This window comes from Janthinobacterium sp. SUN120 (genome assembly GCF_030397735.1).
Classification (GTDB): Bacteria; Pseudomonadota; Gammaproteobacteria; order Burkholderiales; family Burkholderiaceae_D; genus Janthinobacterium; species Janthinobacterium kumbetense.
In genome coordinates, this window is sequence record NZ_JAPUBW010000001.1 from 1,791,201 (window position 1) to 1,806,250 (window position 15,050).

General features: G+C 67.7%; 9 protein-coding genes. 3 read left to right on the plus strand and 6 right to left on the minus strand.

What is annotated here, in order from left to right; translation table 11 throughout:
* Positions 1-243 precede the first annotated feature (243 nt).
* On the plus strand, positions 244-5,721 hold the full coding sequence (locus tag O0879_RS07840; RefSeq protein ID WP_289915759.1) for a CHAT domain-containing protein: 5,478 nt from the start codon (positions 244-246) through the stop codon (positions 5,719-5,721).
* On the opposite strand, the gene O0879_RS07845 is transcribed toward O0879_RS07840, so the two are convergent.
* Positions 5,654-6,415, minus strand: a complete 762-nt coding sequence (locus tag O0879_RS07845; protein ID WP_099664512.1) for a GNAT family N-acyltransferase — start codon at positions 6,413-6,415, stop codon at positions 5,654-5,656. The two genes, O0879_RS07840 and O0879_RS07845, sit on opposite strands and share 68 nt — an antisense overlap.
* 145 nt (positions 6,416-6,560) lie before the next feature.
* Here O0879_RS07845 and O0879_RS07850 point away from each other — a divergent pair, with 145 nt between their 5' ends.
* The gene (locus O0879_RS07850; protein WP_289915761.1) at positions 6,561-8,885 is read left to right on the plus strand and encodes an FdhF/YdeP family oxidoreductase; all 2,325 of its coding nucleotides are present in this window, start codon (positions 6,561-6,563) and stop codon (positions 8,883-8,885) included.
* On the opposite strand, the gene fdhD is transcribed toward O0879_RS07850, so the two are convergent.
* The 4 genes from fdhD to O0879_RS07870 all read right to left on the minus strand — a co-directional run bounded on the left by fdhD (position 8,861) and on the right by O0879_RS07870 (position 13,246).
* A complete protein-coding gene (gene fdhD / locus O0879_RS07855) occupies positions 8,861-9,688 on the minus strand; it encodes a formate dehydrogenase accessory sulfurtransferase FdhD (RefSeq protein ID WP_289911571.1) in 828 nt (275 codons plus the stop codon). The two genes, O0879_RS07850 and fdhD, sit on opposite strands and share 25 nt — an antisense overlap.
* A gap of 67 nt (positions 9,689-9,755) precedes the next feature.
* A complete protein-coding gene (locus O0879_RS07860; protein WP_289915764.1) occupies positions 9,756-10,448 on the minus strand; it encodes a hypothetical protein in 693 nt (230 codons plus the stop codon).
* Positions 10,449-10,541: 93 nt separating this feature from the next.
* On the minus strand, positions 10,542-11,999 hold the full coding sequence (locus O0879_RS07865) for a Ppx/GppA phosphatase family protein (protein WP_289912227.1): 1,458 nt from the start codon (positions 11,997-11,999) through the stop codon (positions 10,542-10,544).
* Positions 12,000-12,163: 164 nt separating this feature from the next.
* On the minus strand, positions 12,164-13,246 hold the full coding sequence (locus O0879_RS07870) for an ionic transporter y4hA (protein WP_289915765.1): 1,083 nt from the start codon (positions 13,244-13,246) through the stop codon (positions 12,164-12,166).
* Positions 13,247-13,541: 295 nt separating this feature from the next.
* On the opposite strand from O0879_RS07870, the gene O0879_RS07875 reads away from it, so the two are divergent.
* Positions 13,542-13,871, plus strand: coding sequence for a hypothetical protein (locus O0879_RS07875; protein ID WP_251351213.1), 330 nt, complete (start codon positions 13,542-13,544; stop codon positions 13,869-13,871).
* A gap of 6 nt (positions 13,872-13,877) precedes the next feature.
* Here the strand turns inward: O0879_RS07875 and O0879_RS07880 are convergent, their stop codons facing one another.
* The gene (locus O0879_RS07880) at positions 13,878-15,029 is read right to left on the minus strand and encodes a GGDEF domain-containing protein (RefSeq protein WP_289898968.1); all 1,152 of its coding nucleotides are present in this window, start codon (positions 15,027-15,029) and stop codon (positions 13,878-13,880) included.
* Positions 15,030-15,050: the final 21 nt, after the last annotated feature.

The window sequence follows — 15,050 nt, forward strand, 5'->3', positions numbered from 1 at the left end:
GCCATGCCAGGCACCCAGGTTCCCGGCGCCATGAACTTTTGCCATACAATTCGCGTAGTTCGTTCACCGCACCGCATCCGGACACGATAGCGAAGAGACCCAGCCCAAACCATGCTGACCGTTTCTCTGCCTTCCAGCGCCCTCCCAGCTTCTCCCCTGCATTTCCACTCAAACTTGATCTGACACAACACGCATGGTCCGCGCAGGCATCAAGGTCAGCTTTTAACCAGCGATCCCAACCGCATGTCCAGCGATCCCCTTGCGCCGCCCGTGCTGCGCCTGACGCTCACGCGCGATCCCCTCGCCAGCGCCGGCGACTGCCCCGCCGCGCCCGGCTGGCATAGCCAGACCCATGTGCTGTCCGGCGCGCGCGGCATCGGCAGTTGCCGCATCGCCCTCGATATCGGCCCGGACGACGTCGTGCAATTGCTGCTGTGCGACGGCAGTTCGCTGCTCGCCGGCAGCCTGGACCTGCCACGCTACCTGGGGCCGGCCACGCTTGCGCGCGACGGCGCGCCCGCCAGCATCGAAGTGGGACTGGCCTTGCGCCCGCAGGCGGCGCGCCCGCCGCCCGGCGCCAGCCGCGACGGCCTGGGCGCCTGGATGCTGCGCGCCGTGCGCGTGTACCGCTGCGGCGGCGCCGCCATGACGGCGCTGGCGGCAGCGGGCGCCTTCCAGGACCGCCAGCTGGAACAACGCCTGGGCCTGTACCGCTGCGGCATCGAGGCGGGCAGCATGACGGCCGTCGCCAGCCTGCCCGCCGGGCCGGAACCGCTGCTGCTGTTGTTGCACGGCACGGCTTCGTCGACCCAGCGCAGCTTTGCCGGCCTGTGGCGCAACGGCCTGGCGCCGCAACTGGCGGCGCAATACGGCAACCGCATCTATGGCTATGAGCACCGCAGCCTCAGCGACAGCCCCATCGAGAACGCGCTGGCCCTCGTGCGCCAGTTGCCGCACGGCGCCGTGCTGCACCTGCTGAGCCATTCGCGCGGCGGCCTGCTGGGCGAATTGCTGGCGCGGGCGCAGCGCATCGACAGCCGCGGCGCCGTCGACCTGGCAGGCGACGGCCTGGAGCGGCTGAGCGAAAACACGGTGGGCGGCGAAGCGTTCAACAGCCACGATATCGACCACTTCACGGCGCAGACGCGGCTGGGCGGACGCGGCGGCTACGACGGGGATGCGGCGCGCCTGCGCGACCTGAGCATGGAGCTGAAGACGCGCGCCATCCGCATCGCCCGCTTCGTGCGCGTGGCTTGCCCGGCGCGCGGCACCACCTTGATGTCGGGCCGCCTCGACCGCTGGGCCAGCGCGATGTTCAACCTGCTGCTCCACGGCGGCCTGCCCGACGGCGCCATGGCTTTCCTGCTGGCCGTGGTGCAGCAGCGCTGCGACGCGCGCATCCTGCCGGGCCTGGAAGCGATGATGCCCGACTCGCCCCTGGTGGCGCTGCTCAATGCGCCCGACGTGCGCGTGGCCAGTCCGCTGCATGTACTGGCCGGCGCGTGCAGCGGCGATGGCTTGCTGGGCTGGCTGGGCGACTGCCTCGACGACCAGCTGTATGGCGGGCAGAACGACCTGGTGGTCAATTGCGCCTCGATGGCCGGCGGCGCCACGCGCAGCACGCCCGTGCGGCAACTGCTGCTGCGCGGGCCGCACGCGCACCACCTCAACTATTTCGAGCGCGCGCCGTCCGGCCTGGCCGCCGTGCAGGCGCTCACCGGCGACGAGACCGCCTACCTGCCGCTGCCCGGCATCGAGCACGGCCCGCTGGCGCGCGGCGGCGAAGTGCCGAAACGGCGCGCGCACGCGCCCATCGTGCTGCTGCTGCCCGACATCATGGGCAGCCACCTGCAAGTGGGCAGCAACCGCATCTGGTTCGACCCCGTCAACCTGGTCGAAGGGCGCATCGAACGCCTGGCCGTGGGCCAGCCGCACATCGTCAGCGCCGGCTGGGTCGAATCCTGCTATGAACCGTTTGCCCGCTTTCTCGCGCAAAGCCAGGAAGTACGGCCCTTTGCCTATGACTGGCGCTTGTCGCTGCAGCACTCCGGCAACGCCTTCCTGCCCGTGCTCGACGAGGCCATGCGCGACGCCGAACAGCGCGGCCAGCCGCTGCGCATCGTTGCCCACGGCATGGGCGGGCTGGTGGCGCGCCTGGCACTGAAAGACCGCTGGCAGCGCTTCGGCGCCCTGCCCGGCAGCCGCCTGCTGCAGGTGGGCACGGCCAACCGCGGCACACAGGCGATGGTGCAAGTGCTGCTGGGGCGCGACCGGCTGGTGCAGATGCTGGCGTGCTGGATAGGCTGGAAGCACACGCGGCGTCAGTTTCTCGGCTTCGTGCGTGCCTTTCCCGGCGTGCTGGACATGCTGCCGTGGCCGCAGCCGGGCGGCATCGATTATTTCGACGCCGGCGCCTGGGCACAGCTGGCCGCCGGCGACGCGCAGGCGGGCCTGCCCGGCGGCTGGCAGGCGCCCGAGGCCCAGGCGCTGGCCGTGGCGCGCGCCACCGTGGCCCTGCTGGAAGCGGCACCGCCCGACGCCCGCCATTGCAGCTACCTGGCCGGCTGCGCCGACACGCCGGTGGCCCTGCGCCTGCGCGACGGCGGCATCGAGACAGCCTGGTCGCCGGACGGCGATGGCCGCACGGCCTGGCAAGGCGCGGTGCCGGAAGGCGTGGCGGCCTGCTACCTGCCGGTGGCGCATGGCGACCTGCTGCTGCAAAAGGAATACTACCCGGCCATCGCACAACTGCTCGACAGCGGCCAGGCCGCAGCCCTGCCGCGGCACCCGCCGCACGCGCCTGGCGGCGCCCCGCCCCGCTTCCATCCGTATGCCCCCGACGCCACGCCGCTGTACCCGCAGCCGCAGGAATTGCTCGACGCCGCCCTTGGCGCAGCCGGCCCCGCCATCGCGCCGGAGAGCCGCGCGCCGCAGCTGAGCCTATCCATCATCCACGGCAGCATGGCCTCGGCCGACGCGCCCGTCATGAGCGGCTGCTACGCCGCCGAATCGCTGCGCGGCAGCATGAGTTTTCTCGACCGCCTGCTGGCGGGCAAGCTGCAGGAAATCCACGCGCTGGGACGCTTTCCGCAGCGCCCCGACTCCGCCCTGGTGGTGCTGCAGCCCGATGCGGCGCGCCGGCCCGGCGGCGCCATCGTCATCGGCCTGGGCGCGCTGGGCGAGCTGACGCCGGGCGAACTGGCGCGCGCCTTTGCCGGCGGCCTGCTCGAATACGCGTGCGTCTGCCTGCAGGTGCGCGCCGCCGGCCATGCGGCCGCGCCGCCGATGGGCGAGCACGGCTTGCGCGTGGCCAGCCTGCTGTCCGGCTCCGGCTATGGCGGCTTGAGCATCGCCCTGTGCGCGCGGGCCCTGCTCGACGGCGCGCGCAGCGCCAACCGGCGCCTGGAAGACGCGGGCATGGCTTGCCGCATCGGCCACATCGCCATCTACGAACAGTCGGAGGCGCGCGCCATCGCCGCCGCCATGGCCATCGAGCAGATCATGGCCGAGGCGCGCTACCAGGGCAGCTTCACGTTCGAGCAGCGCATCCGCCACAGCCCCGGCGGCTACCGGCGCATCTTGCCCAGCCTGAGCGGCGACAATGGCTGGCGCCGCGTGCAGATCGTCGCCGCCGACCTGTCCGGCGCCCTGCGCTTCACCGTGCTGACGGACCGCGCCCACAACAGCGTCGACGAAGAGCCGAACCAGCGGCAAGCCGTCGATGGCCTGATCATGGATGCCACCGACAACACCACCGACCAGCCGGGCCTGTCGCGCGCGCTGTATGAACTGATGCTGCCCAATGGCCTGAAGGCGGCCATCCCCGAGATGCGCGGCCTGATCCTGGCCGTCGACCAGAGCGCCGCCATCTATCCGTGGGAGCTGATGCGCGACGAGGCGGGCAGCGAGGAAAGCCCGCTGTCGACGCGCATCGGCATGGTGCGCCAGCTGGCCAGCCTGCGCGAGCAGCCATCGGCCGTCAGCCCGCCCAGCAACAGCGTGCTGGTGATCGGCGACACCGATTCCGGCCTGCCCGAGCTGCCCGCCGCGCAGGCCGAGGCGCAGGACGTGGCGCGCATGTTCGGTGCGTACGGCTACCAGGTGCGCGAGCTGCTGCGCCCGCAGGCGCAGCGCGTGCTGGTGCACCTGTTCGACGAGCGTTATTTCGCCATCCACCTGGCCGGCCACGGCGAAGTGGCCGGCCCCGGCATCGCCCATACGGGCCTGGTGCTGGGGCCGAAGACGCGGCTGACGGCGGCGCAGGTGGGCAAATTGAAGCGCGTGCCGCAATTCGTCTTCATCAATTGCTGCCACCTGGGCGACATGCGCCCGGACGCCATCGCGCCGTGGTCGAAACTGGCCGCCAGCCTGGCCACGGCCTTCATCGAAATGGGCTCGCAGGCGGTGATCGCGGCCGGCTGGCGCATCGACGACCAGGCAGCCAGCATCTTCGCGCACAGCTTTTATCACGCCATGCTGAGCGGCGAATATTTCGGCGACGCCGTGCGCCTGGCGCGCGAGGCGGCGTACCTGCAGTTCCCGGCATCGAACACCTGGGGCGCCTACCAGGCGTATGGCGACGACCGCTACCGCTTCCCAAACACGCAGAGCCGGCCCTGGCAAGCGCCCGACTACCACTACCACGGCCACCTGCTGGCCGACCTGGAAACGCTGCACGCGCGCCTGGCGGGCGCCGATACGGCGCGCCGCGCGGCCATCGAGGAAAAGCTGGGCAGCATCGAGGAAGCCGTGCGCGCCCGCTTCTTCGGCTGCGCCGACATCCGCGAAAACATGGCCGCCACGCGGGCCGGCCTCGGTGGCCTGGAGAACACCCTGCGCGCCATCGAACACTACCGGGCGGCGCACAGCGCGGCCGACGGCAAGGTGGGCTTGCGCGCGCTGGCGCACTGGGCGGAACTGGAAATACGCCAGGGCGCGGCCCTGTGCGGCCTCGATGCGGGCGCCGGCATCGAGGTGCCGGCCGTGCCCGATATGGCGCAGGGACGGCAGTTGCTGCAGGATGGAAAACAGCATATCGACCTGCTGGTGGCGCTGGCGCCCACGGCGCAGCGCCTGGCCCTGCTGGGCCGCTACTGGGCCTTGCAGGCGCGCCTGGCCTGCCGCGCAGGAAGCTCCGGCGCGCCGGCCCTGCGCGCCATGACGGACGCCTGCCTGGCCGCGCTGGAAGAAGCGCGGCGGCGCAGCGGCGTGGCCGACTGCGACCTGATTTTCCAGCTACTGGCAGGCGCCCTGCTGTTGAAAGCCCATGGCGACAGCGGCGCCTGGCGCGCGCTCGATCCGCAGCTGGGCGACCTGCTGCACGACGCCATCGCCTATGCGCGCCAGCGCCACGCGGACGAACACCGCGCCATCGACGCCGGCGCCCCCGTGCGCGCCGCCCTGCTGGCGGCCCTGTGGCAGGCGCCGGACGGCCAGCCTTTCGACGCGTCCGCGCGCACCGCTTTCCTGGCCCTGTACCACGACGCCGTGCGGCGCCACGGCAGCATCGGCGAACCCGAAGCGATCACGGCGCCGCTGCGCTTCCTGCTCGAACTGCTGCCGCCCGACGGCGCGGAAACCGGCTTGCGCAGCGCCGTGCAGGCGCTGGCCAGCCAGCTGCAGGCGTCACTGCCCGGCATTCACCTCAATAGCCTTAGCCAGGCACCACGCCATAATGGCGCGCATAGCGCTCGTCCAGATTCGCCAGCGGCATCATCATGAACATGTCGGCGCTTTCGAAATCAGGGTCCCACGCCGGTTCGCCGCAAATCCAGGCGCCCGAACGCAGATAGCCCTTGATCAGCGGCGGCACCTGCGGCTTGTGCGCCGCTTCCACCTGGTGGATGGGGAAAGGCAGGTGCGGCGTGACGCGGTATTCGCTTGGAGCCATGTGCTTTTCGGCCAGCGCCTGGTACACGGCGACGGCGTTATGGCCGCCATCGGCCAGGCTGATGCTGGCGCAGCCGACCAGGTAGTCGCAGCGCTCGCGGCGCATGTACTCGGCCAGGCCGGACCACAGCAGCATGATCACGCTGCCGCCCCGGTATTTCGGGTGAATGCAGGCGCGGCCCGCTTCGACCATGCGTCCGCGCAGGTTCTTCAGGCGGCTCAGGTCGAACTCGTTTTCCGAATACAGGCGGCCGATCTTGGCTGCCTTTGCCGCGCTCAGCACGCGGTAGGTGCCCACCACTTTCAGGGTATCGGCGTCGCGCACGATCAAATGATCGCAGTGCGCGTCGAATTCGTCGCTGTCGAGGCCATCGGCGTTGGCCAGCGACGTCAAGCCCATGGTCTCGATAAACACCTTGTAACGCAAACGCTGGACTTCGCGCAATTCCGCCGCGGTCGTGGCCTGGCTCAGCACCAGTTGGACCGGCCGGGCCTTGGCTTCGTTTGATGCGACTATGTTCTGCATGGTTTCATCCCCTGTGATCAAGACGACTCCAGCGTACTTGTCTAATATGTCAGGAAAATGACAGCCGAATGTCATTTCCATGACGCAAGTCAATGTCATCCGGGGATCGTGCATAATTACCACACTCGCCCAGCCGAAAGAGCCCATGAAAGACCAGGACGCACCGCACATCACGCCCTACACCAGGCCGGCCGCCGGCTGGGACGCCTTGAAGCACGTGGCCATCAGCCTGCGCCAGGAGCGCGTCGCGCCCGGCAACCTGAAGGCGCTGCTGGCGCAAAACCAGCCGGACGGCTTCGATTGCCCCGGCTGCGCCTGGCCCGACCGCGACCACGCTTCCACGTTTGCCTTTTGCGAAAACGGCGCCAAGGCCGTCGCCGCCGAAGCGACCAGCCGCCGCGCCGGCCCGGAACTGTTCGCCAGCCATACCGTCACGCAGTTGCTGGCACAGTCGGACTACGCGCTAGAACAGCATGGCCGCCTGACGGAGCCGATGGTGTACGACGCCGCCAGCGACCGCTACGTGCCCATCGCCTGGGATGACGCCTGCGCCCTTGTGGGCCGCCACCTGCGCGCCCTGCCCGACCCGAACCAGGCCGCGTTCTATACGTCGGGCCGCGCCAGCAACGAGGCGGCCTTCCTGTACCAGCTGATGGCGCGCCTGTACGGCACCAACAACTTCCCCGACTGCTCCAACATGTGCCACGAGGCGACCAGCCGCGGCTTGCCGGCCACCGTGGGCATCGGCAAGGGCACGGTGACCCTGGCCGACTTCGAGCTGGCCGACACCATCCTCATCTTCGGCCAGAATCCCGCCACCAACCACCCGCGCATGCTGGGCGAATTGCGCGACTGCGCGCGCCGCGGCGGCAGCATCGTTTCCATCAATCCCCTGCGCGAACGGGGCTTGCAGCGCTTCATGGACCCGCAAAGCGCGCTGGAAATGGCGACCCTAGGCAGCACGCGCCTAGCCGGCCTGTTCGTGCAACCGACCTTGGGCGGCGACTTCGCCCTGATCAAGGCCGTCGCCAAGCGCGTCGTCGAGCATGACGACGCAGCGCAGGCGGCGGGCGCGCCCGCCGTCATCGACCACGCCTTCATCGCTGAACACTGCAGCGGCTTCGACGCCTTCCGCGACGACTTGCGCATGGAAAGCTGGGAACTGCTGCTGCGGGAGTCGGGCGTGGCGCGCGCGCAGATCGAGGCATTGACGGACATCTTCGTCAAGGGCCAGCGCATCATCGCCACCTGGGGCATGGGCTTGACGCAGCACAAGCACAGCGTGGCGGCCATCCGCATGCTGTCGAATCTGATGATGCTACGCGGGCAGATCGGCAAGCCGGGCGCCGGCCTGTGCCCCGTGCGCGGCCACTCGAACGTGCAGGGCGACCGCACGGTGGGCATCGAGGAAAAGCCGACCAAGGCCTTCCTCGACCGCCTGGGCCAGGTGTATGGATTCGAGCCGCCGCGCGCGCATGGCCACGACGTGGTGGCCACCATCGCAGCGATGCAGCGCGGCGAGGTAAAAGTGTTCATCGCGCTGGGCGGCAATTTCGCCGCCGCCACGCCGGACACGCCGCTGACCTTTGCCGCCCTGCGCCAGTGCGCGCTGACGGTACAGGTGGCCACCAAGCTCAATCGCAGCCACCTGGTCATCGGCAAGGAAGCCTTGCTGCTGCCCACCCTGGGGCGCACGGAAATCGACTTGCAGCACGGCGTGGCGCAGGGCGTGACCGTGGAAGACTCGATGAGCATGGTGCATATCTCGTACGGCCGCAATGCGCCCGCTTCGCCGCAGCTGCGCTCGGAAGTGGCCATCGTGGCCGGCATGGCCGAAGCGACGCTGGGCAGCGCCCTGGTGGACTGGCGCACCTATGCGGCCGACTATGCGCGCATCCGCGACGACATCGAAAAGGTATTCGACGATTTTTACGACTACAACGCCAGGGTGGCGCAGCCGGGTGGCTTTCACCTGACGGTTGCGTCGCGCGAGCGCGTGTGGAAGACGGCCAGCGGCAAGGCCAGCTTCCTCGTCGCCCCGCTGGACCTCGATACGCCGCTGCACCGCGCGAAACAGCGCCATGGCGAGCGCCTGATGGTCCTGATGAGCACCCGCTCGCACGACCAGTACAACACCACCATCTACGGCATGGATGACCGCTACCGCGGCGTGTACGGCACGCGCAAGGTGGTCTTCGCCAACGAGGAAGATATCGCCATGCTGGGATTTGCCGATGGCGAGCTGGTGGACCTGATCGGCGCCTGGGACGATGGCGTGGCGCGCCGCGCCGACGGCTTCCGTCTCGTCGCCTACGACATCCCGCGCGGCTGCCTGGGCGCGTATTATCCGGAAACGAATGCGCTGGTGCCGCTGGCCAGCACGGCGGACGGCGCCGGCACGCCCACGTCGAAGTCCGTGCCAGTTTTGCTGGAGCGCAGCGGAAGCTACAAGGTGATGCCGGGCGTGTAATCGACGTACGCATCCTGGCGGCAGAAACCCACCAGCTTCATGCCCGCCTGCGTGGCGATGGAAATGGCCAGCGAGCTGGGGGCGGAAATCGTCGCCAGCAGCGGAATCTGCATGCGCGCCGCCTTGCGCGCCAGCTCGTAGCTGCCGCGGCTGGACAGGAAGACGAAGCCGCGCCGCATGTCCGCCCCGCTCAGTGCCAAATGGCCGATCAGTTTATCCAGGCCATTGTGGCGGCCGACATCCTCGAAGACGTGCACGATATCGCCGTCGGGCGTGCACCACGCGGCCGCATGCACGCCGCCCGTTTCCCGCATCAGCGCCTGGTGCGCGCGCAAGCCGGCGGAGGCACGCGCCAGGGCAGCCGGCAGGTCGACAAGGATCAGGGCCGGCGGCAGCGCCTGCGGCTGCAAGTCCAGCATCTCGATGCTGTCGATGCCGCACACGCCGCAGCCCGTGCGGCCCGTCAGCTGGCGGCGCCGGTCCTTCAGGCGCACGAAATCCTCCTGGGCGATGCTCAAAGCCACTTCGGCGGAGTCGGGACGCAGGAACACTTCGCAATCGAAGATGGCGCCGGCGGAAGCGACCACGCCTTCCGTCAGCGCGAAGCCATAGGCAAACGCTTCCAGGTCGCGCGGGGTGGCCATCATGACGACGTGGGAAATGCCATTGAAGACCAGCGCGACGGGGACTTCCTCGGCGACGCGGTCGATGGCTGGGGTAGAGACGCCCGCCTGGTGGCGGACGATGGCGCGCTCGACGAAGCCGGCGCGTTCGATATCTGTATCTTCTGACATGGCAACCATGGGGGAACTATCACAGGCCCCATGGTAAACCAGAATGGACAGGCAGGGGCGGCCCCTGCCCGCGCCATCAATCCTTCTTCGGGCGGCCCGTTTTCAGCTGCGGCAGGCCGGCCAGCACATTTTGCAGGGTCGCCAGGTCGATCTGGCTGATCAGCGCCACGCCGATGCGCAGCAATTCGCTTTTCTTGATCTCGAAACCGGCCTTCAGGCAGGCTTTCTTGACCTGGCCCAGGACTTCGTATTCCGCTTCCGGCATGGTGAAGCTGTCGCGCACCAGTTTCGGCTTGCGGGCTTTTTCCTTGACGGCGGCGACCTTGGCGACCGGCGCTTTTTTCGCTGGCGCAGGCTTGGCGGCCGCCTTGGCTACCGGTTTGGCGGCGGCTTTCGCGGCCGGCTTGGCGACGGTCTTCACCGCAGGCTTGGCGACAGCTTTCACGGCTGGCTTGGCTGCCGGCTTGACGGCAGCTTTGACGACGGCTTTGGCTGCAGGCTTGGCAACGGCGGCCTTCGCTGCCGGCTTGGCGGCTGGCGCCTTCGCCGCGGCTGGCTTGGCCGCCGCTGGTTTGGCTGCCGCTGGCTTGGCGACTGCCGGCTTGACGGCGGCTTTTGCCACAGGCTTGGCGGCTGGTTTCGCAGCTGGTTTAGCGGCGGGCTTGGCAGCCGGGGCGGCCTTGGCCGCTGCCGCATTGATCGAAGCGCTGGTAGGGAACATCGATACGGGCGCGCTGTCGGCTTTTTTCGCTGGGACGATTTTGGTCATGGATTTTCCAATCTAGTAATTAATATAAACAATATATACTGTTTTTTGAAATCTTGCTTGCTGCACATCAAGTCATGTGCACGACATGACCTCCTAGGCGCTGGCGCGGATGGTGAAATCGACCCCGACCTCATCCCAGAATTCCTGCTCCTTCTCGATCCAGAACGACACGGTGGGATGGTGCGCCACCCAGCCGCGCTTGATATCGAGTTCGATGCGGCTCTTCATGCGCAGGCGCAGTTCGCTGAAATCGGCTTCGATGCGCGCATGCATGAGCAGGATCGACAGGCGCAGCGCCAGCACGGCCTTGGCAAAATCGGGGTCGGACAGCACTTCGCCGATCTTGCGCAAGTTGCCCTTCTGCGCCAGGATCAGCCGGCTCATGGTCTTCTGTTCGCGCGTGGTAAAACCGGGCAAATCCGCGTTCTCCACGATATACGATGCATGCTTGTGGTAGCCCGTCTGCGACACGGCCAGGCCCACCTCGTGCAGCAGGCTGCTCCAGCGCAGGGATTTCACCAGGGCGTCGGACGTGGGCTTGAGCTGCGCATACATGGCCAGCGCCTGCTCGGCCACCCTGCCGGCGCGCTGCTGGTCGATATGGAATTTCTCCATGCAGCCCTGCACCGACTGTTCGCGGCGGTCGCGCTTGGTCGAGCGCAGGTACAAATCCCACATCACGCCCATGCGCAGACCCGCCTCGATCGGCGTCATGACTGGAATGGCCAGTTCGCGGAACAGGCCGATCAAGATGGCCAGGCCGCCGACGATGGTGCTGGCGCGGTCGGGGCGCAAGCCGGGCATGTCGATGCGGCTGGTGTGACCGAGCTCGATGAAGCGGCGCGCCAGTGCGTCGAGGCTGGCGCTCGTGAGCAAGCCGTCGCCCAGCTTGTTGCGGGCGATGATGTCGGCGATGGTGCGGATGGTGCCGGAAGAGCCGTAGGCCGTCTTCCAGTGCTGCGGGCGGTACGGCGGCGCGGCATCCTCGAAATGGCTGCGCGCCGACAGGATGGCCGCCTCGAACGACGGCGCGTCGATGCGCCCGCCGATGAAGAACGACAGGCTTTGCTTGACGGTGCCCAGGCTGAAGGACTCGACGCGCTCGATATCGTTGCCGCGTCCCAGTATCAGTTCGGTCGAGCCGCCGCCGATATCCATCACCAGCCGGCGTTCGCCGGGAATGGCCAGCGCATTGGCCACGCCCATGTAGATCAAGCGCCCTTCTTCCTCGCCCGAGATGATCTCGATCGGATGGCCGATGGCTTGCTCGGCCAGCGGCAGGAAGACGGCGCCGTTGCGCGCCACGCGCATGGCCGACGTGGCCACCACGCGCACGGCATCGAGTTCGAAGCCGGCGAGAATGGCGCGAAAGCGCTGCAGGCAGGCCAGCGCGCCCTGCATGGCCGCCTCGGTCAGGTCGCCATTGGCATCCAGGCCGGCGGCCAGGCGTATCGGGTCGCGCACGCTCTTGACCACGCGGATCGTGTCGCCATCATGCTTGCCGACGTGTAAACGAAAACTGTTGGACCCCAGGTCCACCGCTGCATACATACTGGCCTCTTGTCTTGTCATTACTGTGCCAACTGAAAAAGTTGGCAAAATCAGTTACTAAACTATATAAATCATTTAAACGATTTAAAAATCCTACCACACTACCCTCATCGTATGACAGCGGCGTGACAGGATTGTGACAAAACGGCGGGCAGCCGTGGCGCTTACGGCACGATGGTGGTAAATAAATAAACGGCGAAAATCACCAGGTGCACCGTACCCTGCATGACCGTGGTGCGGCCCGTGCCCAGCGACAGGGTGGCCACCATCAGCGACAGCAGCAGCAGCACCGTCGACTTGATATCGAGACCCAGGGTAATCGTCAGGCCCGTGGCCAGCGACACCACCACCACAGCCGGAATAGTCAGGCCGATGCTGGCCAGCGCGGAGCCGAGCGCCAGGTTCAAGCTCGTTTGCAGGCGATTCGCGCGCGCGGCGCGTACGGCGGCCAGGCCTTCGGGCAGCAGCACGATGGCGGCGATGACGATGCCGACCAGGGTTTTCGGCGCGCCCATGGCGGCAATCGCCGTCTCCAGCGCGGGCGCCAGCGACTTGGCCAGCAGCACCACGGCGCCCAGGCACACCAGCAGCGCGCCGGCGCTGACCCAGGCGACGGTGGCCGTGGGCGGCGCCGCATGCACCTCTTCATCGCCGACGGCTTCCTTAGGCAGGAAGTAATCGCGGTGGCGCACCGTCTGCACCAGCACGAAGGTGCCGTACAGGACCAGGGAAATGACGGCGATGAAGATCAGCTGGCTGGAATTGTAGAAGGGGCCGGCGGCGCTCGAGGTGTAGTTCGGCAGCACCAGGGTCAGGACGGCGATGGCCGCCAGGGTGGCCAGCGAAGCGCTCACGCCCAGCAGGCCGAAGCTCTGCTCGCGGTGGCGCCCGGCGCCCAGCAACAGGCAGATGCCGACGATGCCGTTCAGGATGATCATGATGGCGGCAAACACGGTATCGCGCGCCAGCCCCGTCGTTTCCGGTCCGCCGGCCAGCATCAGCGAGACGATCAGCGCCACCTCGATCAGGGTCACGGCCAACGCAAGCACCAGGGTGCCATACGGTTCGCCGATGCGGTGCGCCACCACTTCCGCGTGGTACACGGCGGCCAGCACGCTGCCGATCAGGCCAGCCACCAGCAGGATCTGGTAGGCGCCGCCGACATTGAAGGTGGAACCGAACAGGAACAGCCAGCCGGCAACGGGGGCGGCAAGCGGCCATACAGGCAGGGATTTGAGCATTTTCATTATGGGCCTGGCAAGAGTAAGAAAGAGGAACTGCGGTGCGGACGGCACAGGGCAGCCTGGCGTGCGCTCGATAGCATAACTTGCTTAGCTTAAATGAAAGTTAGGGAATGCACACGTTCGGGCAGTGGCGACCCGCGCCTTGCTCACCGTTCGAGCGCCTTGCTGTGATGCACCTGCTTGCTACCAGTAACTATAGTCCCTTTGGTAACATGCCGTTGCAATTTTCTTGTGTTTTTGCTTCCGGCTAGCATCATAATGCAAGGCCCGCCCTCGCGGCACCGACCAAGGACAGACCATGATTTCCGTAAACAGCGCCGCCATGCGTGCATTCATCCTCGCGGGCAGCTTGCTGAGCGCCGCCGCACACGCGGACACACCGCCAGCGCAGGTCGACGCGAACTGGGCCACCGCGCCCGCGCCTGCCGCAGAGCCAAGGTGGCAAGACAGCCTGCCGCCCGCGCCGCCCGTGGAACCACGCGAAGAAAAGATCCTGCCCAAGAGCGAATGGCTGACCGTCGAACCGATGAAGGCGCCTGACCATCGCTGCGATCCCGGCCTCGATGCCTTGTTCTTGCCCAAGGAATGCGGCAAGGAGCCCAGCTGGCTCGGCTCGCGCAAGAAGTAAGCGGGCTTACACGTCCAGCGTACTGGCGCCTTGCGCTTCGACGACGCGATTGCGGCCCGCCTGCTTGGCCGCCTGCAGCGCCTCGTCGGCCCGCTTGAACAGGCTGACGGTGCTGTCTTCGGCACGGATGGTGGTCACGCCCAGGCTGGCCGTCAGTTGCAGCACGGCGCGCTCCGTCTTGACGGGCAATACTTCGACGGCGGCGCGGATGCGCTCGGCCACCATCAGCGCATCGGCCAGGGTCGTGCGCGGCAGCTGGATGGCGAATTCGGCGCCGCCCAGGCGGCCCATCAGGTCGCTGTCGCGCAATTGCTGGCGGCAGGTGTCGACGATGGTTTTCAGCACCGCGTCACCCACCGGATGACCGTAGCTGTCGTTGACTCTTTTAAAGTGGTCGATATTGAGCACCACCAGCGCCGTCGGCAAGCCAGGCCGGCGCGCCAGCGCCATCCACGGTGCCAGCGCCTGGTAAAAGCCGCGCCGGTTCGGCACGCCCGTGGCCGCGTCGAGCACTTCCAGGCGCGCCAGTTCGCCACCCAGCTTTTCACGCGACAGCAGCAGATAGCCGAAAGCGTTCGTCAGCATCATCAGGTACAGGGCGCCGAAGCCGGCCAGCTGCATCAATTCCGCGTCGAAGCCCGGCACGGCGGCGGCCAGCACCCCGCGCGCGGCGATCAGCAGCGACAAAATACCCATGCTGACGACGAGGAAGCGGCGCAGCATGCTCGCCTCGCGCCATTTCAGGCACAAGGCCGCCACGCCGGCGAGGAAAAAGCCGGCCACGATCAGCGAACCGCCGGCGCTGCGCAGCAGCGGCGCCACGTCGAACAGATAGCAGGCGGCAAACAGCGCCACCGACAGCCCCAGCGCCGGCAGCACGGTGCGGCGCCAGCCGCTGCGCCCGGCCGCCTGCCACAGCGCGCCCGCATCGAGCGCCATGCCGGCAAACAGCAGGCTGTTGCCCAGCAAGATGGAGAGAAAATCGGGCAGCACGCCGCGGAAATACAGCAGGCACCAGGCCACGGCCTGGCATTGCTTGGCCACCGCCCAGGTGGACATGCTGAGCGACTTCTTGCGCTCATACTCGAAGAAGAACAGGGCCGCGCACAGGCTCAGGTTGCCGAGCGCCAGGGCCAGTACCAGGGTCTTGATATCCATGGGTTACACCGTCGCCGCGCA